The sequence below is a fragment of the Pseudomonas sp. LJDD11 genome (genome assembly GCF_024584215.1).
Taxonomy (GTDB): Bacteria; Pseudomonadota; Gammaproteobacteria; order Pseudomonadales; family Pseudomonadaceae; genus Aquipseudomonas.
This window is the reverse complement of the sequence record NZ_JANJFL010000011.1, coordinates 119,591-143,578: the sequence shown is the minus strand read 5'-3', so window position 1 is coordinate 143,578 and position 23,988 is coordinate 119,591. Positions and strand designations below refer to the sequence as shown.

The following is a 23,988-nucleotide window of genomic DNA, read 5'->3' as shown; positions in this document are numbered from 1 at the left end:
ACGGACATACAGTTTGCCCCAGAGGTCTGGGACAGGGAAGGGGCCTCAGAGCAGCGGCTTGTGCGGGTAACGGTGCAACCGTTCGATCAGATCGTCGCCGCAAATCGGCTTGTCGAACAGGTAACCCTGGCCGATGTCGCAACGATGACGGCGCAGGAACGCCAGTTGGGCTGCGGTTTCGATACCTTCGGCAACCACTTTGAGCTTGAGGTTGTGAGCCATGGCGATTACCGCTGAAGTGATCTCCATGTCGCCTTCATCATCCGGAATATCGCGGATGAAGCTGCGGTCGATCTTGAGCACGTCAATGGGGAATTTCTTGAGGTAGCTCAGCGACGAATAACCGGTACCGAAGTCGTCCATGGCCAGTGACAGGCCCAGGCGCTTGAGCATGTCCAGTTGCTGTCGGGTGTCTTCGGTGGCTTCGAGCAGCAGACCTTCGGTGAGTTCAAGTTCCAGCAGCGACGGGTCGAGTGCCTCTTCCTTGAGGATATTGGCAATCGAGGACACCAGCTCGGGATCGGAGAACTGTTTGGGAGAGACGTTGATCGCCACTTGCAGCGGGCCGAAGCCGGCGGCCGTCAGGGCTTTGCTCATCCGGCACGACTCGCGCACCACCCATTTGCCGATCGGAATGATCAGGCCGGTCTCTTCGGCGACACTGATGAACTGATCCGGGCGGATCATGCCCTTTTCCGGGTGGTTCCAGCGCAGCAGGGCCTCCAGGCCGGTGAGGCGGCCGGTCAGCAGACACAGTTTGGGCTGGTAGAACACTTCCAGCTCGCTCTGGCTCAAGGCCCGGCGCAGGTTGTTCTCGACGAACAGCTTGTAGCTGGCTTCGGCATTCAGGGCTTCGGTAAACACCTGGACCTGATGTTTGCCATTGGCCTTGGCTTTGTGCAGCGCCAGCCCGGCATTACGCATCAGGGTCTGCGGATCACGACCGTGGAGCGGCGCACAGGCCAGGCCCACAGAGCCGGTAACGCTGATCAACTGATTGTCGACGAACAACGGCTTGTCGAGGGTCATCAACACTTGGTGAGCGATGCTTTGTCCGGCCTCCGGGCCGGTCTGGTCGAGCAGTACGGCAAATTCGTTACTGGCAAAGCGGGCCAGTACATCGACTGGGCTCAGGGTATTGCGCAGGCGTCGGGCCAGGCTGATCAACAGTTTGTCACCGGTCTGGTGGCCAAGGCTGTCGTTGATGCGCTTGAAGTTGTCGATGTCTACCAGCAGCAGGCTCATCGGCGTGTCGCTGTCACGGGCGAAGCGCTCGTCCAGATGACGAATGAACGCCGGGCGATTGCCCAGGCTGGTCAGGTTGTCGGTGTAGGCCAGGCGCTCGATGCGCTGCTGGGCCAGCTTGCTCTGGGTGATGTCTTCGTAGATGCCGATGTAATGGGTCAGCTCGCGATTGTCGCCGTATACCTTGGAAATTGACAACTGCCCCCAGTAGGGCTCCAGATTTTTGCGCCGGCTTTTGAACTCACCTTGCCAGCTATTGTTGTTGGCCAGGCTTGAGTGGGCATCGAACAGGCTGCCGAGGTTTTCCAGAGCAGGAAGCTCGGCGAGCTTGTGACCATGGACTTCTTCGGCGGCGTATTGAGTGATGGCGGTAAAGCTGGGGTTGACGTATTCCACTACGCCGTCGCAGTTGACCAGCAGAAAAGCATTGGCGCTCTGTTCCACCGCTCTCTGGAACAGATGCAGGGCGCTGGTGGCGGTACGTCGGTTGTGGTTGTTGATGACCAGCGCAAACTGGTCAGCCAGTTCGCCGGCAAAGGCCACCTCATCCGTAAGCCACTGGCGCGTTGCACCGGTCTGCTCCAGGCACAGTACGCCGACCAGTTGCCCGTCCAGGCGGATGCTGGCATCGAGCAGGGCGCGCACATCGCGTGGCTCAAGGCTGCTGGCCAGCTCCAGCGTGCGCGGGTCTTCGCGGGTGTTGCTGGCATCGATGGCGCGACTGTTGAGCAGCGCCTCGTGGTAGGCCGGTGAGTTGCTGATATCGATGGGCGATGGCTGGCGGTGCTCGCCGCTCTCGCGCACGTATTCAGTGACGGGCACCAGCGTCTGGCCTTCCAGATTCCAGATACTGGCACCGGCGACATCGTAGATCTCGCAGGCCGTCTGGGTAATCAGTTGCGCCGCTTCCTGCACCGAATTACCCGAGTAGCGATGACGGGCCAGCCGCAGGATCAGTTCCTGCTGGGCGCGTGCGCGCTGCAGTTGGGCAAACGGGCTGAGCGGATTGACATGACTGCCTGCCGGATCGCTGTCATCAGCGTTGAATGCAGGCCCGTCGATGACCACAAAATAGCCGCGCAACAGTTGGCGGTTGTGCTGTTTGAATGCCTCGCCCATCTCCAGTAGCCCCAGCGGGCCATTGACCGTGTGCAAGGTGTAGCGGATCAGATAATGCGATGCCCGGGTCAGTTGCTGCTGCAGATCATCGTGCAGCCGATAACGTGCCTCCGGCTCCATCAGGCTGGCGAAAGGAGAACTGATCAGTGAGCACAGCTCCACTGCTGGCATGCCGAATGCTTGTTCACAGTTCGGATCAAGATATAGCAGCGCCCAACTGGCTTCATTCAGCCGTTCGAAACGCAGCATGCCCAGGCGCGAAGGCACCGGCAATTGCGTCACTACCTCGGCTGCCGTTCTGGCGGCAGCATCGGGCTGGCTTTTCATGAACAAACTCGCTTTCCGAATTCTGGTCGCGCGGGCATTGGCCCTGATAACTTTCGCGCCCGGCAAGGTTGCATGATGCAGCACTGCCTTACAAGAGAGCGCGGTGGCTTAGTGCTATAAAAGTATCAGAGTAATGTGTCCACTGTTCAATCCATTCGGACCGGTCGCCGCGTACAGGGTTTCATGTAACGACAGGGTATCGGCCATGTATCGCAGAACTGCTGTCTGAAGTTGTGACACAGGACAAAAAAGCCCCGCTTGCGCGGGGCTTTTGGTACGGCAGCCAGATGTTCGGCAGTCTGCCCCGCGCAAACGGGGCCGCTGATGCCTTACAGCAGGATGGTGCGGATGTCGGCCAGCAGTTCGCTCAGACGCTTGGTAAAGCGTGCAGCGGCGGCGCCGTTGATGACACGGTGGTCATACGACAGCGACAGTGGCAGCATCAGGCGCGGCTGGAATGCCTTGCCGTCCCAGACCGGCTGCATGGATGCCTTGGAGACACCCAGGATCGCCACTTCCGGTGCATTGACGATCGGCGTGAAGCCGGTGCCGCCAATGTGACCGAGGCTGGAGATGGTGAAGCAGGCGCCCTGCATATCGTTGGCGGTCAGCTTCTTGTTGCGGGCTTTTTCGGCCAGCGCAGCCGCTTCGGCCGCCAGTTGCAGCAGGTTCTTCTGGTCGACGTCGCGGATCACCGGGACCAGCAGGCCATCCGGGGTGTCCACGGCAAAGCCGATGTGCACGTACTTCTTGCGGATCACCGCTTTGCCGCTTGGTGCCAGCGATGCGTTGAAGTCCGGCAGTTCCTTGAGCAGGTGCGCGATGGACTTGAGCAGCAGTGGCAGCACAGTCAGCTTGACGCCAGCCTTTTCCGCCACGGCTTTCTGCGCCACGCGGAAAGCTTCCAGGTCGGTGATGTCGGCCTGGTCGAACTGAGTCACGTGCGGGATGTTCAGCCAGCTGCGGTGCAGACCGGACGCGCCCAGTTGCATCAGGCGGGTCATCGGCACTTCTTCGATTTCACCGAAGCGGCTGAAGTCGACTTCCGGAATCGGCTGGATACCGGCACCGCCAGTGGCGCCGCCTGCGGGTGCTTCCTTGGCCTTTTGCAGCTGGGCCTTGACGTAGACCTGCACGTCTTCTTTCAGTACACGACCGTGCGGGCCGGTCGCGGTCACTGCGCTCAGCTCGACGCCGAACTCACGGGCCAGTTGACGAACGGCAGGGCCGGCATGGACCTTGGCGCCATCTTTGGCTGGGGCAGCGGCCGGAGCGGCAGCCGGAGCCGGTGCGGCTTCAGCTTTTGCTGCGGCAGGTGCGGCGGCCGGAGCCGATGCAGCAGGCGCCGGAGCGGCAGCAGCAGGGGCAGCAGGGGCAGCAGCCGTAGCGCTACCTGCGATTTTCAGGCGCAGGATCAGATCGCCAGTACCGACTTCCTGTTCCAGCTTGACTTCAACACTCTCGACCACGCCAGCGGCAGGCGATGGAATTTCCATGCTCGCCTTGTCGGATTCGAGGGTGATCAGCGACTGGTCGGCTTCGATGCTGTCGCCTGGCTTGACCAGCAGTTCGATGATCTTGGCCTTGCCCGACGAACCGATGTCCGGTACGTGGATGTCCTGCACGCTGGCCGCAGCGGCAGGTGCCGGTGCAGCCGCCGGCGCTTCGGCAGCCGGAGCAGGGGCCGCAGCGGCTGGCGCGGCAGCAGGTTCTGCGGCTGGCGCTGCGGCGGCTTCGCCACCTTCGCTTTCCAGCTCGAACAGCTCGTCGCCTTCTTTCAGGCGGTCGCCCAGCTTGACCTTCAGGGCTTTGATGACGCCGCCCTTGGGGGCAGGGATTTCCATGCTCGCCTTGTCCGACTCCAGGGTCAGGACGCTCTGGTCCGCTTCGATGCGGTCGCCGACCTTGACGAACAACTCAATGACTTCACCTTCACCGTTGCCGATGTCGGGTACGCGAATTAGCTCACTCACTATGCTTCTCCTCAGGAGAACCTGTTCCAGACTGTATATTGCGCGGCTGTTTGCAACGAAACAGCCTCGGATGCTCATTTGCCGGGGGCAAATTCCGCATCGTCGGCTGTTTCCAGGCTTGAGCCTGCGCTATGGACGAATCCGGGACAGACTCTTAGCAGTCCAGCGGGTTGCGTTTCTCTGGGTCGATACCGAACTTGGCGATGGCTTCTGCCACCACTTTAGGCTCGATGTCGCCACGGTCTGCCAGGGCTTCCAGTGCGGCCAGCACCACGAAGTTGCGGTCCACTTCGAAGAAGTGACGCAGCTTCTTGCGGCTGTCGCTGCGGCCGAAGCCGTCGGTGCCCAGCACTTTGAACTCTTTGGACGGAACCCACTGACGGATCTGTTCGGCGAACAGTTTCATGTAGTCGGTCGATGCGACAACCGGGCCTTTACGGCCGGTCAGGCATTGCTCGACGTAAGTCTGCTGAGGCTTCTGGCCAGGGTGCAGGCGGTTGTGACGCTCGACCGCCAGGCCGTCACGACGCAGTTCGTTGAAGCTGGTCACGCTCCAGACGTCGGCACCGACGTTGAACTCTTCGCGCAGGATCTTCGCCGCTTCACGGACTTCACGCAGGATGGTGCCCGAACCCAGCAACTGGACGTGGTGCGCAGCCGCCTTGGTGTCTTCCTCCAGCAGGTACATGCCCTTGATGATGCCTTCCTCGGCGCCGGCCGGAATGGCTGGCTGGGTGTAGGCTTCGTTCATCACGGTGATGTAGTAGAAGATGTCCTGTTGCTCTTCGGTCATCTTCTTCATGCCGTCCTGGATGATCACCGCCAGCTCATAGCCGTAGGTCGGATCATAGGTGCGGCAGTTCGGCACGGTGGCAGCCAGGATGTGGCTGTGACCGTCTTCGTGCTGCAGGCCTTCACCGTTGAGGGTGGTACGGCCGGCGGTACCGCCGATCAGGAAGCCACGGGTGCGGCTGTCGCCAGCGGCCCATGCCAGGTCACCGATACGCTGGAAGCCGAACATCGAGTAGAAGATGTAGAACGGCAGCATCGGCTGGTTGTGGTTGCTATACGCAGTACCGGCAGCGATGAACGACGACATGGCGCCGGCTTCGTTGATGCCTTCTTCGAGGATCTGGCCTTTCTTGTCCTCGCGGTAGAACATCACCTGGTCTTTATCGACTGGCTCGTAGAGCTGGCCGACCGACGAGTAGATGCCCAGTTGGCGGAACATGCCTTCCATACCGAAGGTACGGGCTTCGTCCGGGATGATCGGCACGATGCGCTGGCCGATTTCCTTGTCCTTGACCAGTTGCGCGAGAATCCGCACGAAAGCCATGGTGGTGGAGATTTCGCGGTCGCCGGAACCGTCCAGGATAGCCTTGAGGGTATCGAGTGGCGGGGTCGGGACGCTGAAGCTCTTGGCGCGGCGTTGTGGCACGAAACCACCCAGTGCAGCACGGCGCTCAGCCAGGTAACGGGCTTCGGCGCTGCCTTCTTCCGGACGGTAGAACGGCAGGCTTTCCAGGTCGGCGTCCTTGATCGGCACGTCGAAACGGTCGCGGAAGTGACGCAGGCTGTCGACGTCGACCTTCTTGGTGTTGTGCGCGGTGTTCTTGGCTTCGCCAGCACCGGTGCCGTAACCCTTGATGGTCTTGGCCAGGATGACCGTCGGCTGGTCCTTGTGGTTGACCGCCTGATGGTAGGCTGCATAGACCTTGTACGGGTCGTGGCCGCCACGGTTGAGCTTCCAGATCTCGTCGTCGGACAGGTCTTCGACCATGGCCTTGAGTTCAGGCGTGTTGAAGAAGTGCTCGCGCACGAACGCGCCGTCTTTGGCTTTGTAGTTCTGGTACTCGCCGTCGATGACTTCGTCCATGCGGCGCTGCAGGGCACCGTTGGTGTCCTTGGCCAGCAGTGGATCCCAGAAGCGGCCCCAGATGACCTTGTTGACGTTCCACTGGGCACCACGGAACACGCCTTCGAGTTCCTGGATGATCTTGGCGTTGCCGCGAACCGGGCCGTCGAGGCGCTGCAGGTTGCAGTTGATGACGAAGATCAGGTTGTCCAGCTTCTCGCGGCCGGCCAGGGCGATGGCGCCCAGCGATTCCGGCTCGTCGGTCTCGCCGTCGCCCAGGAAGCACCAGACTTTCTGCTTGCCTTCCGGAATGAAGCCGCGGCTTTCCAGGTACTTCATGAAGCGGGCCTGGTAGATCGCCTGGATCGGACCCAGACCCATCGAAACGGTCGGGAACTGCCAGAAATCAGGCATCAGCCATGGGTGTGGGTAAGAGGACAGGCCCTTGCCGTCGACTTCCTGACGGAAGTTGTTCATGTTCTCTTCGGTGATCCGGCCTTCCATGAACGCACGGGCGTAGACGCCTGGCGATGCGTGACCCTGGAAGTAGATCAGGTCGCCGCCGTGCTCGTCGGTCGGGGCCTGGAAGAAATAGTTGAAGCCGATGTCGTACAGCGTCGCACTGGAGGCGAAGCTGGAGATGTGGCCGCCCAGATCCGGGTCGTTCAGGTTGGTCTTGACGACCATCGCCAGCGCGTTCCAGCGAACCAGAGAGCGGATGCGGCGTTCCATGAACAGGTCGCCAGGCATGCGGGCTTCGTGAGTTACCGGAATGGTGTTGCGGTACGGCGTGGTGATGGCGTACGGCAACTGCGAACCACTTCGTGTGGCCAGTTCGCCCATACGGGTCATCAGGTAATGGGCACGGTCTTCGCCTTCTTTGTCGATAACCGATTCCAGGGCGTCCAGCCACTCCTGGGTTTCGACGGGATCAAGGTCTTGCATGGCTTGCTCCAGAGCGGAAAGGCTTCCAGAATCGGACGCCTGAGTTTGCGACTGGCCTTGTGGGCAGCCGACATAAATTCTTGGATGGCCGGCGGTTGTGCCGGCGGCGTGTAGTTTTACTACAAGTCGCCAACCATTTCAGCTTATTGAGTGATTCATCCAGTAGTAAAACTACAGATAACCGACCAAAACGCTCGTGTCATGTTGTGGGATCAAACGTTACCGTTGATCGCGAGCGCATATGATGGTCAGAAAATTGATGATTTATATCGCAAAAACGATTTTCTCAGCAATTTATTACCTTTGTTCGACAGCGGTGGCTGTCAGAGCGATCTTACATCTATGGCACATCGCCCGTAACACGCCGATCAAGGATAGACCATGAGCTTGCCTTCGCTGACTGAAATTTCGGCCCCGCTGCTGTCATCCGCTACACAAGCCCGCCAGACTTTCCTGGCAGCGCTGGATTGTTTGCCAGAGGCGACACAGGCCGCTTTTGCGGGCTGGCCACAGCAGCGCCAGGCCGCCTTCGAGCGGGTCTGCGCCGCCAGTGATTTTGTCACCGAACAAGTGGGCCGTGATCCGCAGATGCTTGTGGACCTGGCTGCCAGTGGCGACCTGGAACGAGCCTTTGCTCCTGGGCAGTTGCGCGAGCAACTGGCAGAGGCGGTGCAGGCCGCCGCCAGCGAAGACGACCTGGGCCGGATTCTGCGCCGCCAGCGCAACCGCCATCAGGTGCGCATCATCTGGCGCGATCTGACCCGTCAGGCTGATCTGGTGCAAACCTGCCGCGACCTGTCCGAGATGGCCGATGCCAGCATCGATCTGGCCTATCAATGGTTGTACCAGCGCCATTGCCAGCAGTTCGGTGTGCCCACCGGGCGGCGCAGCGGCCAGGCGCAGCAGATGGTGATCCTCGGCATGGGCAAGCTCGGCGCGCTTGAGCTGAACCTCTCATCGGATATCGACCTGATTTTTGCCTACCCTGAAGGCGGCGAAACCGTTGGCGTCAAACGCCCGCTGGATAACCAGGAGTTCTTCATTCGTCTGGGCCAGCGGTTGATCAAGGCGCTGGACCCGGTGACCGTCGATGGCTTTGTATTTCGCGTCGACATGCGCCTGCGGCCTTACGGTTCGTCCGGGGCGCTGGTGCTCAGCTTCAATGCCATGGAGCAGTACTATCAGGACCAGGGCCGTGATTGGGAGCGTTACGCGATGATCAAGGCTCGCGTGGTGGGCGGCGATCAGGCGGCCGGTGCGCAGTTGCAGGACATGCTGCGACCGTTCGTCTATCGGCGCTACCTGGACTTTTCGGCCATTGAAGCGCTGCGCACCATGAAGCAACTGATCCAGCAGGAGGTGCGCCGCAAAGGCATGGCTGAGAACATCAAGCTGGGCGCCGGCGGCATCCGCGAAGTGGAGTTCATTGCCCAGGCCTTTCAGTTGATTCACGGTGGCCGTGACCTGAGCCTACAACAAAGGTCGTTGCTCAAAGTCCTCAAGACCCTTGAAGGCCAGGGCTATCTGCCGACGCCGGTAGTCGAGGAACTTCGCGAAGGCTATGAATTTCTGCGCTACACCGAACACGCGATCCAGGCCATTGCCGACCGCCAGACCCAGATGCTGCCAGACAACGAACTGGATCAGGCGCGGATTGCCTTCATGCTCGGCTTTGCCGACTGGGCCGGTTTTCATGAGCGCCTGATGCACTGGCGCGGCCGGGTGTCCTGGCACTTCCGCCAGGTGATCGCCGACCCTGATGGCGACGACGATCAAGAGCAGGGTGAGCTGGTGGTGGGCGGCGAGTGGTTGCCGTTGTGGGAGCAGATTCAGGACGAAGAGGCCTCGTGCCGGCAGTTGCAGGAAGGTGGCTTTGCCGATGCAGGCAAGGCGCTCAAATCCCTGAGCAACCTGCGCTCCGGTCCGCAGTTGCGCGCTATCCAGCGTATCGGTCGGGAGCGGCTGGATGCCTTTATCCCGCGCCTGCTGGCTCAGGCGGTGGAGCACGACAATCCAGACCTGGTGCTGGAGCGGGTGTTGCCGCTGGTCGAAGCCGTGGCCCGGCGTTCGGCCTATCTGGTGCTGCTCACCGAAAACCCCGATGCCCTGCGCCGGTTGCTGACGTTGTGTGCGGCCAGCCCGTGGATTGCCGAACAGATCACCCGCTTCCCGCTGCTGCTCGATGAGCTTCTTAATGAAGGTCGGCTGTTCAGCCCGCCGCAGGCACCGGAACTCAATGCCGAACTGCATGAGCGCCTGATCCGCATCCCGGAGGATGATCTGGAGCAACAAATGGAGGCGCTGCGCCACTTCAAGCTGGCCCACGGGCTGCGCGTGGCAGCGTCGGAGATCAGCGGCAGCCTGCCGTTGATGAAGGTCAGCGATTACCTGACCTGGCTGGCCGAGGCGATCCTGCAGCAGGTTTTGGCCCTGGCCTGGCGCCATACCGTGGCGCGCCACGGCACGCCGAAGCGCCCGGACGGCAGTCTGTGCGATCCGGCTTTCGTTATCGTTGGCTATGGCAAGGTCGGCGGGATCGAGCTGGGGCACGGTTCGGACCTGGACCTGGTGTTTATCCACGATGGCGACCCGCAGAGTGAGACTGACGGCGCCAAGCCGATTGATGGTGCGCAGTTCTTCACCCGGCTGGGCCAGCGGATCATTCATCTGCTGACCACCCAGACCAACTCCGGCCAGTTATATGAAGTGGACATGCGCCTGCGGCCATCCGGCGCGTCCGGGCTGCTGGTCAGTTCGGTCGGTGCATTTGCCCGTTATCAGGAAAACGAAGCCTGGACCTGGGAGCATCAGGCACTGGTACGCGCCCGGGTGCTGATTGGCAGCCCGGACGTCCAGGCGTCTTTCGAGCAGGTGCGCGCCGGGGTTCTGGGGCGCGAGCGTGACCTGGCCCAGTTGCGCGTCGAAGTCAGCGAAATGCGCGCCAAGATGCGCGATAACCTGGGCAGCAAGGCCAGCGCAGCGGGCACCGCCGCCAATGCCTTTGACGCCGCTGTGCCGTTCGACCTCAAGCAGGACGCCGGTGGTATCGTCGATATCGAATTTATGGTGCAATACGCGGCCCTGGCGTGGTCGCGGGACTACCCGCAACTGCTGCGTTACACCGATAACATCCGCATTCTTGAAGGTCTGGAAGAGGCCGGTTTGCTGCCGGGTGCCGATGCCAGCCTGCTGCGCGAAGCCTACAAGGCCTATCGTTCGGCGGCGCACCGCCAGGCCTTGCAAAAGCAGGCCGGCGTTGTCGCAGGTGACCAGTTCCAGGAGCAGCGGCGCGAAGTGCGGCGTATCTGGGCGGCGCTGGGATTGAATTGACGGCTGGCATGGCCAGCCATAAGGCTAAGGACGGGGAGGCGTCAGGTTGTGTGAAAGGGTCACGCAACCTGACCTGCCTCCCTGGTCGTTTTTGGATTGAGCATGAACATTCTGATCGTTGGACCTAGCTGGGTCGGTGACATGGTAATGGCGCAAACGCTGTTCCAGTGTCTGAAGCAGCGGCATCCTGAGTGCGCAATCGACGTGCTGGCACCCGAATGGAGCCGGCCGATCCTGGAACGCATGCCCGAAGTCCGTGCGGCGCTGAGCTTTCCTTTGGGCCACGGCGCCCTGGAGCTGGCGACCCGGCGGCGCATCGGCAAATCCCTGGCCGGCCAGTACGATCAGGCGATCTTGCTGCCCAACTCGCTGAAGTCGGCACTGGTGCCGTTCTTTGCCGGCATCCCCACGCGCACCGGCTGGCGCGGCGAGTTCCGTTACGGCTTGCTCAATGACGTGCGCAAACTCGACAAACAGCGCTACCCGCTGATGATCGAACGCTTCATGGCCCTGGCTTATGACAACGGCGCGGCGTTGCCGCAGCCTTATCCGCGCCCGCAACTGAGCATTGACCCTGCCACCCGCCAGGCCGCGCTGGCACGCTTTGGCCTGAACCTTGAGCAACCGGTGCTGGCCCTGTGTCCGGGCGCCGAGTTCGGTGAGGCCAAGCGCTGGCCGTCCGAGCACTACGCCAAAGTGGCTGATGCGCTGATTCGACAAGGCTGGCAGGTCTGGCTGTTCGGGTCGAAAAAAGACCACCCGGTGGGCGAGAGCATTCGCCAGGAATTGATTCCCGGGCTGCGCGAAGAAGTCACCAACCTGTGTGGCGAAACCTCTCTGGCCGAAGCCATCGACCTGCTGTCGTGCGCCCGTTCAGTGGTGTCCAACGACTCGGGGCTGATGCATGTGGCCGCCGCCCTGAACCGCCCGCTGGTGGCGGTCTACGGCTCGACCTCGCCGGGTTTCACCCCGCCCCTGGCTGATGAAGTGGAGGTCGTGCGGCTGGGCCTGGAGTGCTCGCCTTGCTTCGACCGTACCTGCCGCTTCGGCCACTACAATTGCCTGCGCCTGCTCGATCCGGGGCAGGTGATCCAGGCGCTGGGCCGCCTGGGTAGCGGGCTGGATGCCACCCCGGTAGAGGTGCTCTGACCTTGCGGGTGTTGCTGATCAAGACCTCGTCGCTGGGCGACGTGATTCATGCGCTGCCGGCCTTGACCGATGCGGCCAGGGCGCTGCCGGGCGTGCGTTTCGACTGGGTGGTCGAAGAAGGCTTTGCCGAGATCCCGAGCTGGCACCCGGCGGTGGACACGGTGATTCCGGTGGCGATCCGGCGCTGGCGCAAGAACCTCTGGCAGACCTGGAAGAGCGGTGAGTGGGCGGCGTTCAAACGGCGCTTGCGCGACACCCGCTACGACGTGGTGATCGACGCCCAAGGGCTGTTCAAAAGCGCCTGGTTGACTCGCTACGTCAATGCGCCAGTGGCCGGCCTGGACCGTGAGTCGGCCCGCGAGCCGCTGGCCAGCCGTTTCTACGACCGCGACCGGCGTTACCCGGTGGCGCGCGGGCAGCATGCGGTGGAGCGCCTGCGTCAGTTGTTTGCCCAGGCGCTGGGTTACCCGCTGCCGTCAGGGCTGGGCGATTATGGCCTCAAGCGCCTGGAATCACTGAGCGACAGCCTGGATGCGCCCTATGTGCTGTTCCTGCATGGCACCACCTGGGCGACCAAGCACTGGCCTGAGCTGTATTGGCGACAACTGGCCGAACAGATGGCCGCCCGTGGCCTGCAGGTACGGCTGCCGTGGGGCAACCCGGCCGAAAAGGCCCGTGCCGAGCGGATTGCCGAGGGGCTGGACAATGCCGCCGTATTGCCCAAATTGAACCTGGCCGGTGTGGCCCGGGTGCTGGCCGGCGCCGAGGCGTGCGTGGCGGTCGATACTGGCATCGGCCACCTGGCTGCCGCGCTGGATGTGCCGACCGTATCGCTGTTCGGGCCGACCAATCCGGGCCTGACCGGCGCCTACGGCAAGTCGCAGGTGCATCTGGCCAGCGACTGGCCGGCCTGTGCGCCGTGCCTGCAAAAGAAATGTACCTATACACCGAGCCCCGACGAGCAGTTGCGGTTCGACCTCAAACGCGAGTGGCCGCTGTGCTTCACTCGTCTGAATCCCGAGCGGGTAGCGAGCCAGTTGGGCGCGCTATTGCTGGCAAAGGAACCTGGCTGATGCAACTGGCTTTCGTACTCTACAAATATTTTCCGTTTGGTGGCCTGCAGCGCGACTTCATGCGTATTGCTCTGGAGTGTCAGCAGCGCGGTCACCGGATTCGGGTCTACACCCTGATCTGGGAAGGTGAGATTCCGCCCGGTTTTGAAGTGCTGGTGGCGCCGGTCAAGGCGCTGTTCAATCATCGGCGTAACGAAAAGCTCAGTGCCTGGATGGAAGCTGACCTGGCCAAACGTCCGGTGGACCGGCTGATCGGCTTCAACAAGATGCCGGGGCTGGACGTGTATTACGCCGCCGATGGCTGCTTCGAAGACAAGGCTCAGACGTTGCGTCACTCGCTGTACCGCAAGTGGGGCCGCTACCGGCACTTTGCCGAGTACGAGCGGGCGGTGTTCGCCCCCCAGGCCAAGACTCAGGTGCTGATGATTTCCGAGGTCCAGCAACCGCTGTTCATCAAGCATTACAACACCCCGCTGGCGCGCTTTCATCTGCTGCCGCCGGGTATTTCCCAGGACCGCCGGGCGCCGGCGGATGCGCCGCAGATCCGTGCGGATTTCCGTAAGGAGTTCGGTCTGGGCGACCACGACCGGCTGCTGGTGCAGATCGGGTCGGGGTTCAAGACCAAGGGCGTGGACCGCAGTCTCAAGGCGCTGGCCGCGTTGCCCGCCGAGTTGCGCAAGCGCACCCGGCTGTTCGTCATCGGTCAGGACGACCCCAAGGTCTTCCAGTTGCAGAGCAAGGCGCTGGGGCTGACCGAGCAGGTGAGCTTCCTGAAAGGCCGCAGCGACATCCCGCGCTTTTTGCTCGGTGCCGACCTGCTGATCCACCCGGCGTATAACGAAAACACCGGGACGGTGCTGCTCGAAGCGCTGGTCGCCGGCTTGCCGGTGCTGGTCAGCGCGGTGTGCGGTTACGCCCACTACATCGCTGAAGCCGACTGCGGTCTGGTAGTCGATGAGCCATTCGAACAGGCGCAGTTCAACCGCTATCTGGTAAACATGCTCGAAGACGACGCTGCACGGGCGCAGTGGGGACGCAATGGCCTGGCCTTTGCCGACACGGCAGACCTGTACAGCATGCCGCAGCACGCGGCGGATGTGATTCTGGCGGAGCATGATCAATGAAGTTGTTCCTCGCAGAGCCGTTCAAGAGCCTGTGGGCCGGGCGTGATGCCTTTGCCGAGGTCGAGCGGTTGCAAGGTCAGGTGTATCGCGAGCTTGAAGGGCGCACTACGCTGCGCACCGAGGTCGCAGGACGGTGTTATTTCGTCAAGATCCACCGCGGTATCGGCTGGGGCGAAGTGGCCAAGAACCTGTTCAGTGCCAAGCTGCCGGTGCTCGGCGCCGGCCAGGAGTTCAAGGCGGTCGCACGCCTGCACGAGGCCGGCGTACCGACCATGACCGCAGTGGCCTATGGCGAGCGCGGCAGCAACCCGGCGGCCCAGCACTCGTTCATCATCACCGAAGAGCTGGCGCCGACCGTCAGCCTGGAAGATTTCAGCCTCGATTGGCGTACTACGCCGCCCGAGCCGCGCCTCAAACGGGCCCTGATTGCCGAAGTGGCGCGACTGGTCGGCACCATGCACCGGGCGGGGGTCAACCACCGTGATTGCTATATTTGCCACTTCCTGCTGCATACCGACAAGCCGGTGAGCGCCGATGACTTCAAACTGTCGGTAATCGACCTGCACCGGGCCCAGACCCGCCGGGCAATTACCCCGCGCTGGCGCAACAAGGACCTGGCCGCGCTGTATTTCTCGGCGCTGGACATCGGCCTGAGCAAGCGCGACAAACTGCGCTTTCTCAAAGGCTATTTCCGCCAGCCACTGCGCCAGATCCTCAGCCATGAGGCGGTGCTGTTGGGCAAGCTTGAGAAAAAAGCCGACAAGCTCTATGAACGCAAGCAGCGTTACGGAGATGCACTCTGATGGCGGGCTGGACACTGGCGCCCGAGTACGCGGCGCTGCAGGAGGATTTCGGCTCGCTGGAAGCGGTGTTTGCCTTGCAAGGCGAGCAACTGACCCGTGACCCACTCTCAGAGGTGATCCGCGTCGAGCGTGCTGGCGTGCAGTATTACGTCAAGCGCTACTCCGGCGCCGGCAAAGGCCTGCGCCGCTATCTGGGCCGGCCAAGGGTCAAGTCCGAGTGGCAAAACCTCAAGCGTTTCGCCAAGTGGGGCATTCCCACCGCCGATGTGGTGGCCTGGGGGCTGGAGCGTAATGGCATGGCCTATGATCGCGGCGCACTGATTACCCGCGAATTGCCCAACACCGAAGACCTGTGGGTGATGGCCCAACGCAAGGACCCACGGCTGAGCGATCCGGCCTGGGTCGAGCGGATCAGTCAGCAGTTGGCGCGTTACACGCGCATCCTGCATGACCAGCACTTCACCCATAACGATCTGAAATGGCGCAATCTGTTGGTCGATGATCAGGATCGGCTGTTCCTGATCGACTGTCCCAATGGTGCGTTCTGGTGGGGGTTTCTGCTGCGCTACCGGATCATCAAGGATCTGGCGTGCCTGGACAAGGTCGGCAAGTACCAGCTCTCGGCCACCCAGCGGTTGCGCTTCTACCTGCAATACCGGCAGCGCTCGCACCTGAATGCCTCCGACAAGAAGCGCATCCGGCATATCGTCAGTTTTTTCGAGGGCCGCGAATGAGTCTGTTCATTGCCAGTGCCGAACAGGCACTGCTGGCCCGCCACGGCCTGGTCGATTTCCAGTCGTTGTGGAATCTGGACCTGGAGGCGGTCGACGAACCCAATACCGGCCGGGGCGGCTGGAGCAGCGTCTATCGCCTGGACCTCGAAGGCCAGGGCTTCTACCTCAAGCGCCAGAGCAATTACCTGACCCACACCCTGCATCACCCGTTTGGCGAGCCGTCGTTTTCGCGGGAGTTTCGCAACATCAGCCGCTATCAGAAGCTGGGGATCCCGGCTTTGCAGGCGGTGTTCTATGGTGAGCAGAAGGTCAACGGCGAGCGCCGGGCGATTCTGATGACCCGGGCGCTGGATGGCTGGAGCGACCTGGATGCCTTGTTGCAGCGCTGGGGCGAAATCCCGGACAACGCACGGCGCGCGATTCTGCACGCCTGTGGACAACTGGCCCGCACCCTGCACGGCGCCCGCCAGATCCACGGCTGCTTTTACCCCAAGCACATTTTTGTGCAGGCCCAGGGTGAAGGGTACGCTGCACAGTTGATCGACCTGGAAAAGACCCGGCCATCGATCTTTGGCCAGCGTGACCTGACCAAAGACCTCGAACCGCTATTTCGTCGTGCACCGATGTGGTCAGAAGCCGACCGGCGTCAATTGCTCGCGGCCTATTTGCAGGCCGCCACCGACAGCCCGCCGGTTGATGCCTGGCTGCAACGGCTGTGCCGACGCGGCCAGCACAAGCAACGTCGCGACCATTGAGAGAGAACTGTTGATGCGCCTTGCCGAACTCACTCACGCGGGACGTGCCCCGCAGTTGCCCCTGAACCTGACCCTGGCGGACGCTGCCGGGCCCGCTGAGTTGCAACTGCTGAGCCTGTTGCGAGTCTTGCCGGGCCAGCGTTATGTCGGTGCCGGGGTATGGCGGGGGCGGCCGGTGCTGGCCAAACTGCTGGTCGGCAGCAAGGCCGCCCGGCATTTTCAGCGTGAACTGGACGGCGTGCGCGCCTTGGCCGCGCAAGGCGTGACCACCCCGCTGTTGCTGGCGGACGGGCTGCAGGAAGGCGAGGGTGGCTGGCTGCTGTTCGAGTTTCTGGAGCAAGCGCCGAGCCTGGGCGATGCCTGGCAGCAGGTCGAGCACCTGCCGGCATTGGCCGACGAGCAGCAAGTGGTACTGGCCGAGGCACTGGGCGCGATTGCCGGGCTGCACCTCAAGGGCCTTTGGCAGGACGATCTGCATCTGGACAACCTGCTGCGTCACAACGGCCAGCTGTACTGGATCGACGGTGCCGGCATCAAGGCCGAACAGGCCGGCCAGCCTTTGTCGCGGCAAAAGGTGCTGGAAAATCTCGGGGTGTTCTTTGCCCAGTTGCCCAAGCGTTTCGAACCCTTTACGGAAGAGTTACTGGTGTACTACCTGCTTGCCAATGGTGAGCATGCCCTGCCACTGGAAGCCTTGCAGAAGCAGATCGACCAGGTTCGCCAATGGCGGCTCAAGGACTTTCTGGCCAAGACCTGTCGTGACTGCAGCCTGTTCAGCGTTGAAGACTCGGCCTCGGGCTTCCAGGCGATTCGCCGCGAAGAGGTTCAAGCCATACAGCCGCTGCTCGATCGCGCCGATGAACTGCTGCAAGCCGGGCATATGTACAAGACCGGTGGCGCCGCCAGCGTGGCGCGGGTTGACGTGGCGGGCCGTGCGCTGGTGATCAAACGCTACAACATCAAGAACTTCAGCCACTGGCTCAAGCGCTTCTGGCGCCCGAGCCGCGCCTGGCACTCCTGGCGCGAAGGCCACCGCCTGGCATTTCTCGGCATTGCCACGCCCAGACCGCTGGCGGTGCGCGAGCAGCGCGTGCTGGGCCTGCGCAGCAAGGCTTATCTGATTACCGAGTTTCTTGAGGGGCCGGACCTCATCGAAAAATGGGCGCCCTATGTGGCCACCGCCGCCGTGCCTGAAAATGAGTTACAGGCCCTGGACAGCCTGATCGCGCAACTGCTGCGCGAGCGCATCAGCCACGGCGATCTCAAGGGCCATAACCTGTTCTGGCACCAGGGGCAGTGGGCCTTGATCGACCTGGACGCGGTCTGCCAACACCGCTCACTCAGCAGCTTTGCCGCAGCCTACGCCCGCGACCGGGCGCGGTTGTTGCGCAACTGGCCAGCAGGCAGTGCGCTGCACCAGATGCTGGCGCAGCGCCTGCCGACAACCCCGCAGTGATGCCTCAGCTCACCTGACGCATATTCATCCTGCGCAGGGCCAGCAGCAGTGCCGCGAAGTCATCGAACGGCCGCAGGTGGGTACCGCCCCAGCTTTCACGGTCTACGTACAGCTTGCCCTGGGCGTTGCGCTGCACCGCGGTGCGCTCGATGCGGTTGGCCCGTGAGCGGTGGACAATGACCGGCTGCGGGCCGCTGATGTCTTCGATCAGAAATAGCCCGGGGCTGAACAGCCGGACCTCGATCGGTGCGGGCTGGCTGATCTCGGCGAGGGTTCTGGGCATCGCGTTACGGCTGGGCAGGCCCAGGGCGTAGTCATTGCGCACAAAGGTTTTGCGCCCGGCATGCTCGGTTGTGACCAGGTGACCGGGGTCGCTGGCAGGTCCGAAAGTCTCGCCTGGCGGCATATCAAACACCCGCAGGCTGATGCTCGGCTCCAGGTCCGCCAGCCCCGGCACGTTGTCGAAGCTGCTGGCATGGCTGTCGCCGACCAGCGCCAGCCACTTGTGCCGGCCCATGACGTCCTGATGGCGGCGAATCGTGCGCATGGCGAAGTAATTGAACATCTGCTCACGAGTCGTTGCGCCGAGTGCCTGCATGTTGTGCAGGTAATAGCTGGTCACGCAGTCCAGCGCACGCACTTCAATACCGTGCTCTCTGGCCTTGAGCACCAGTTGCTCGAAGTTGTAAAGGCCGGCAGGGTCTGTGAGGTACTGCTTGTCGAGGTGCTTGAGGTAGTGCAGCAGCCGTTTGCTCATCAGGCCTTTTTCGACAAACAGGTCCAGATCCAGCTGATGCATGTCGAGCTGCAAGTGCTCAAGGTACAGGGTCTTGACCTGACGCTCGACCAGATTGGGCAGGTTGTCGATGATGAACTGCTTGCTGCCAATCGAGGACGCCGAGCCGGTTATCACCACGCCTTGGCTCTGGGCATAGAGACGGTCAAGCAGCTCGGCAGGCGAGTCTTGTGCGGTGACCTGGGGTAGCTGCGGGCGCGTCGGCAGCGGATGGTCAAGCAGCGCCTGGCGGGCATCGCGTTGCAACTGAGCGCGTTTTTTGAAGAACAGCGATCTGGCCGTTGTCAGGTTCTCGTCTGGCAGGCTGTAGTAAATGTTCAGGCCTCGGTGTTCGAAGAACGCCAGTTGATGGACTGTCTCCAGATGCTGCTCGGGTATTTGATACAAAGGATCGGCCAGCGAGCGTTGTAGCGCGGTCGGCTCGATGGCTGTTGGCCAGTCCGGGGCTTGCACCTGCTGCCATTGCCCGGCCGCGTCCAGCTGGAAGCCTTGCTCACCCGGATTGATCACACGGCGTGAGGCACGGGTCGAGGTTTGCGAACTGCTGGCGAGCGGCGGTTGTAGTAATTCGGACAGCGACCAGTCCAGGCTGCTGGGTTCAGGCAGCAGGGTATCGCTGCTTGAAGTCGAAGGTGAAGGCGAGAGCGGCGGCCGACGTTTGGCGTTGGGTATCTCAAGCAGAAAATCGCTGTTGCTCAGGCCTTCGCCGGTTTGCGGGGCGCTGTCGCGAGTGATGCGCGTTGGCTGGCCACGCGGTACATCCCGGACCCTGATGCTGATCGCGCCATGCAGCTCGCTGATACCTGGCACCTGCCGGTAGCTATTGGCCCGCTTCTCGTCAAGCAAGGCCACCCAGCGGCGGGTTGGCGCAAGAGTCTTGTCGGCATCGATCAGGCGTGAGGCGAAGAACAGCGACATCTTTTGCAGCGCTGCCGGGTCTTGTGAATGTACCGGGGCGGTACTGGCGGCAAAGTTGTAGCTGACGGTCGAGCTCAAGGGTCTGACCTCAATGCCATGCTGGTGGGCAATCTTGATCAGATGGTAGTAATCGTATTTATCGCCGGTGGCATTGAGCAGTTTTCCCTGATTGACGGTATTGAGGTGGTACTTGAGCTCAAAGGAACCGGCTTTGGTCTTGCTACCCAGCGTCCGGTACTTCTGCAGCTTGCTGCGATGCATGTCGGTGAACAGGTGTTCGATATAAATGATTTCGACATTCTGTTCGGCCAGGCGCGGCATGTTTTCGATCAGCAGGCGTTTACTGGCCACCGTTTGCAGGGTCTCGTTGATGACCAGACCCTGGCTGTGCTCGAACACCGCCTTGAGTAGCCCGTCAGCGGTGATATCGTCAGCCAGCGTAGGCAATGTGGGCCGCGCCGCGGGGGTGATGTTTTCAAAAAACTCTGCCGCATCCTTGCGCAGCGTCTCGCGCAGCACGGCATAGGCCTCACGGCCTTCCTTGAACAGCGGTGCAAAGAAGTCGGCCGGCAATTGCAGGCCAATATCGTCAGGCGCCACCCAGGCCCGATCGGCGATGGCGATACCATGTCTCTTCCACTTGGCAGGCAGCTCGTAGGCGCTGGTGACATCTACGGGTGTCGCTGCGCTGGCCGGCTGGCTGTCGAGGGCCTGAAAGCGAGGTTTGCCGCCGCCACGCAGTTGCAGGCGGTCAAGCACTTGCCACTGGCCGTGGTCGTTGAGCCGGACCGGCTGTTTACCAAAAAAGGCCCAGGGGTTGCCGGGATCGATGATTTGCCACAGGTGCAGGCGGGCATCGTACTGGACCTCATACACCCGGCCATCGAGCGCGATGTAGTGCTTGCCGTCGATTCGAGTGACCCCCTTGGCGTGGCCGGATGCAACCGGGGTTGTGCCTTGCAGTGACTGATTGACGGCGTAGGCGGGGTTGCTGGCGTGGTTCTGGCTGACCTTTGCCAGTGGGGTTTCGCTCGACAGGGGGCGCAGCAGGCTGGCGACCTCTTGTTCGCTGAAGTGTCCGCTGGCCAGGAGCTTTTGCGGGTCATGGCCTGGGGCACGGCGCAGTGGTGCATGCAACAGCGGGTGCGGTGCGCTTTTGAGGGCGGCAATCGCCGGATTACCCGGGCCCCGGTTGGCGAACTGGCGCAGCAGTGCGCCAAAGCCTTTCAGGCCGACACTGGCGTCACCCAGTGCACCGAACGTATTGAACCAGGCACCCAGTACATGCCAGCTGGCCGCGGCCTGATCACCCTCGCTGAGGGCCTGCAAGGCCAGCACGCTGTCACGCAGTGCCAATGCCGCACCTACCGCAAAGCTGGCCGGCGGGAACGGCAGGGTCAGGGCCACGGCGACCAGTTCGATGCCGTTGAGCACGATCTTGGCAATCATGTCGCCGCGCCCGGTCGTGGTCTCTTCGACATCGCGCAGCTTGCGCAGCAGTACACGGTCGAAGCAGATTTCATGCAGGTCGTCGTGGGGCTTGTCTGGCAGCGCCGGGGGCAGGCTGTCGCTGCGCTGCTTGAGGTCGATGAAATAGAACGCCAGGGTGCGATTGATCGCCAGCCGGCAGCGGTCCTTGTAGTAATCACTCATGCCGGTGTGGTGCAGGGTCGGGATGAACCGTGCCAGGGTCCGGAACTCCAGACCGTCCGGGGCTCCTGGTGTGTACAGTAGCGCTTGGGTCGGGCTGCTCAGACCTTCCTGGCAGAGGATGTAGCAACCCTGCACCGTTTCCAGACGGGAGATGGGAATGCCTGTGGGTAGCAGTTGGTTGGCGGTATTCAGCACGTCGCCCAGGGCCGGGACACCTGATTCGATGAACGGATTGTCCAGCCTCAGTTGCAGTGGATAGACCGGGTAGCGCTGGCGGCTTGGCGCGTCGCTGTGCGCCATCATGGCGATTGACTGCTGGAGCCAGGCGTACTGTGTGGCGCTGATCTGCTGCTTGAGCAGGGCGAGCAAGGCGGCGTGTTGCATGCGTAAGCGGGTCATGAGCAGGCTGAGCCGGCGCCGGTAGGCATAGCCTTCGCTGTGCGGGTCGAGGAAGGTGGTCTTGACCTGCGCAATCCAGGCATCGCTGGGCCAGGCACCACGTACCGAGCCTGCAACCTTTTCCGGGGTCAGCGGCGTCAGGTCGATGCCGTCCGGGCCACTGAACGTCGCTTGGGTGTCGGCGCCAGCATTGAAAAAGCCCAGGCTGTCGTCATAGCCGTCGCGCAGCATCTGCCGGTAACTGAGGGTTTCCCGTGGCGAGCTGATAATCACCTGGTCCGGGTCCACGCTGCCATCGGCCAGCCCCAGCAGGGCGTTGATCTTGCGGCTGGCCAGTTGCCGGACGAACTGCTCGTAGTCGGGGGCCTGGGTGTGGGGGTGCTGCCGATAGGCACGGCCCAGCGCTTCGATGGCATCTTCCAGGCCTTGCAACTCGCGGCGGTGCTCGGTGCTGGCGCTCAGGTACCAGCCAGGGGTGTGCTGTTGTTGGTCGTCGATCCTGACCCGTACATGGGCGGTGGCCATGGCATACAGCGCATCGTCGATGCTGACATGCTCGACGAAACCCAGCAGGTCGGGCGCAGGCTGGGCTTTCTGGCTGAGCTCGAGCAGTTGCTTTTCCAACTGCGGGCGCTGGGTGACACGAGTCTGTTCGAGCAGGTACTGACGTAACTGCGGCGAGGCGCTCCAACTGACCAGTTCGTGCAGCAACTGGCGTTCGTTGTCGAAGCCCTGCAAGGCCTTGTGCCCTGCGATGCCGCGCGCGAACAGCAGCAAACGCTCGCCGTCGCCATCTGCCCGAGGCAAGCGAAACACAAGCATCTCGCTCATCAGCTGGCCGCCGAGTTGCAGTTGCTGAGCCCGTACGTTGACGGGGCCGGGTTTGCCTTGCAGGCGATCGGCCAAGTCCGCGTCGCTGGCCTGGATATGGCCCTGATACTGGGCGCTGAGGGCCTGAGTAATGATCTGGTTGCGGATGACCTCGCCCATCATGTACATGACCTGGGCATTACCATAGATATGCCGCTGTGCTTCGCCAAAGCGTGCGCGCAAGTCCAGTTGCTCGACCGCTTCGGCCAGCCATTGGGTGGTCAGCAGCGGATAGGCTGCTGCCAGTGATTGGCCTTCAAGGGTCAGGCTCGTGCCGCTGTGCAAGTCCGAGTCGACCAGCAGGTCGTTGTTGTGCAGGCCGCGCAAGGCAAACTCGCTCAACGGGCGGCTGACTTCATAGGGTTCGCCGCCCAGCGGGCTGAGGCGGCGGCTGGTGACCAGTACCTGATCCGGATCCAGATCGTAGCCCAGCTCGTTTTGCAGTCGGGTTGCCATGCGGCTGCGGGCAAACTCCCGGGCACTGGAGCAACCCTGCATCAGGCTGACCAGCGCCAGGCGTGCCTGCTCGTAGTCGATCAAACTGTCGAGATAAACCTGGCGCTCCCGGGGGCTGGCATGGCGTAGCCATTCGGGTTGTGCCCTGGCCTGTTCGCGCAACTGTTGCCCGGCTTCGCGCAGGCGCAGCATGGCGGTCGGGCCGATGAGGCCATGCAGGCTGAGCGCGGTCTGGATACCCAGATGCCAGGCTGCCGGGTCACGTTGGCGCCACTCATCCTGGGCACAGACGTAGGCCACATCGCGGCGTTGTTTGGTGATCTGCTGTTTGATCGCGTGGAGAAAGGGGTCGCTGGCCAGTGGGGCGAAAATCAGCTGTGCTGCCGTGTAGGGTTCGTCCTCCAGGTCTGTATCAGCCTGCATGAACTGGAGCAGGTCCTGATGCTCTTGGGTCGTGTTGCGCAGCAACAGGCTGCGCAGTGCCCTGTCGTTGAGCCACTGCAGCAGTTGGGTGCGCAATGCGTCCAGCGTGTCGAAGCCTTCTGCACCGTAGCCGGGCAAGTGCAGCACGCAAGGTCCTTGTTCACGGCAGAATAGCAGGGCGCCATGCACCGGCTGGCCGGGTTGATCTTCCTGGCCGAGGTACAGGGCATGCACGACCAGGCTGTCATCAACGTGGTCGGGATTGGCCGAGGGCAGGCAGAGCTGGTAGTCACGGTCCAGCTCGCCATCGAGGACCTTGAGCAGCAGTTCGTCGCGCAGGCTTTGCTGCAATAGCTGGGCAAACGACTGGTAGCGCAGGCTGCCGGTGATGTCGTTGGCGTTCCAGTAGTGCTTGAGCGCTTGCTCCAGGTGACTGGCGATGGCCTGATTGCTGCGTTGTTCGTCGACCTGCAAGGCTGGCAGGTCCTGCAGATGTGTATCGAGCCGTGCGGCCTGCTCGATCAGCCGAGCCTCCAGGCTCTGCGGGGTGATAGGGGGGATGCTTGGTAGCGTCATGACGCGCGG

General features: G+C 62.3%; 12 protein-coding genes. 8 read left to right on the top strand and 4 right to left on the bottom strand.

Annotated features, from left to right (window positions below; all coding sequences use genetic code 11):
• Nucleotides 1–45 precede the first annotated feature (45 nt).
• The 3 genes from NRB16_RS14810 to aceE form a co-directional block, all read right to left on the bottom strand.
• Nucleotides 46–2,691 (bottom strand): bifunctional diguanylate cyclase/phosphodiesterase, encoded by a 2,646-nt coding sequence (locus NRB16_RS14810; protein WP_257106409.1) that lies wholly within the window; start codon nucleotides 2,689–2,691, stop codon nucleotides 46–48.
• A gap of 329 nt (nucleotides 2,692–3,020) precedes the next feature.
• Nucleotides 3,021–4,664 (bottom strand): dihydrolipoyllysine-residue acetyltransferase, encoded by a 1,644-nt coding sequence (gene aceF, locus NRB16_RS14805; protein WP_257106408.1) that lies wholly within the window; start codon nucleotides 4,662–4,664, stop codon nucleotides 3,021–3,023.
• A 154-nt stretch (nucleotides 4,665–4,818) separates the two neighbouring features.
• A complete protein-coding gene (gene aceE, locus NRB16_RS14800; RefSeq protein ID WP_253140301.1) occupies nucleotides 4,819–7,464 on the bottom strand; it encodes a pyruvate dehydrogenase (acetyl-transferring), homodimeric type in 2,646 nt (881 codons plus the stop codon).
• A 381-nt stretch (nucleotides 7,465–7,845) separates the two neighbouring features.
• Here aceE and glnE point away from each other — a divergent pair, with 381 nt between their 5' ends.
• From glnE to NRB16_RS14760, 8 genes are all read left to right on the top strand, one after another.
• The gene (gene glnE / locus NRB16_RS14795) at nucleotides 7,846–10,794 is read left to right on the top strand and encodes a bifunctional [glutamate--ammonia ligase]-adenylyl-L-tyrosine phosphorylase/[glutamate--ammonia-ligase] adenylyltransferase (RefSeq protein WP_257106407.1); all 2,949 of its coding nucleotides are present in this window, start codon (nucleotides 7,846–7,848) and stop codon (nucleotides 10,792–10,794) included.
• Nucleotides 10,795–10,896: 102 nt separating this feature from the next.
• A complete protein-coding gene (waaF, locus tag NRB16_RS14790; protein WP_253114420.1) occupies nucleotides 10,897–11,943 on the top strand; it encodes a lipopolysaccharide heptosyltransferase II in 1,047 nt (348 codons plus the stop codon).
• Nucleotides 11,944–11,945: 2 nt separating this feature from the next.
• Nucleotides 11,946–13,016 carry a lipopolysaccharide heptosyltransferase I gene (gene waaC / locus NRB16_RS14785; protein WP_045486709.1) on the top strand — a complete coding sequence of 357 codons (1,071 nt, stop codon included), beginning with the start codon at nucleotides 11,946–11,948 and terminating at the stop codon, nucleotides 13,014–13,016.
• Nucleotides 13,016–14,140 (top strand): glycosyltransferase family 4 protein, encoded by a 1,125-nt coding sequence (locus tag NRB16_RS14780; RefSeq protein WP_257106406.1) that lies wholly within the window; start codon nucleotides 13,016–13,018, stop codon nucleotides 14,138–14,140. The genes waaC and NRB16_RS14780 overlap by 1 nt, the downstream gene beginning before the upstream one ends.
• Nucleotides 14,137–14,943, top strand: coding sequence for a lipopolysaccharide core heptose(I) kinase RfaP (gene rfaP, locus NRB16_RS14775; RefSeq protein ID WP_257106405.1), 807 nt, complete (start codon nucleotides 14,137–14,139; stop codon nucleotides 14,941–14,943). Before NRB16_RS14780 ends, rfaP begins: the two co-directional genes overlap by 4 nt.
• The gene (locus tag NRB16_RS14770) at nucleotides 14,943–15,677 is read left to right on the top strand and encodes a lipopolysaccharide kinase InaA family protein (protein WP_045486717.1); all 735 of its coding nucleotides are present in this window, start codon (nucleotides 14,943–14,945) and stop codon (nucleotides 15,675–15,677) included. The genes rfaP and NRB16_RS14770 overlap by 1 nt, the downstream gene beginning before the upstream one ends.
• Nucleotides 15,674–16,432, top strand: a complete 759-nt coding sequence (locus tag NRB16_RS14765; protein WP_257106404.1) for a lipopolysaccharide kinase InaA family protein — start codon at nucleotides 15,674–15,676, stop codon at nucleotides 16,430–16,432. Before NRB16_RS14770 ends, NRB16_RS14765 begins: the two co-directional genes overlap by 4 nt.
• Before the next feature lie 13 nt (nucleotides 16,433–16,445).
• Nucleotides 16,446–17,888 carry a lipopolysaccharide kinase InaA family protein gene (locus NRB16_RS14760; RefSeq protein ID WP_045494155.1) on the top strand — a complete coding sequence of 481 codons (1,443 nt, stop codon included), beginning with the start codon at nucleotides 16,446–16,448 and terminating at the stop codon, nucleotides 17,886–17,888.
• 4 nt (nucleotides 17,889–17,892) lie between these two features.
• On the opposite strand, the gene NRB16_RS14755 is transcribed toward NRB16_RS14760, so the two are convergent.
• Nucleotides 17,893–23,979 carry a membrane-targeted effector domain-containing toxin gene (locus NRB16_RS14755; protein WP_257106403.1) on the bottom strand — a complete coding sequence of 2,029 codons (6,087 nt, stop codon included), beginning with the start codon at nucleotides 23,977–23,979 and terminating at the stop codon, nucleotides 17,893–17,895.
• Between the last annotated feature and the right edge of the window lie 9 nt (nucleotides 23,980–23,988).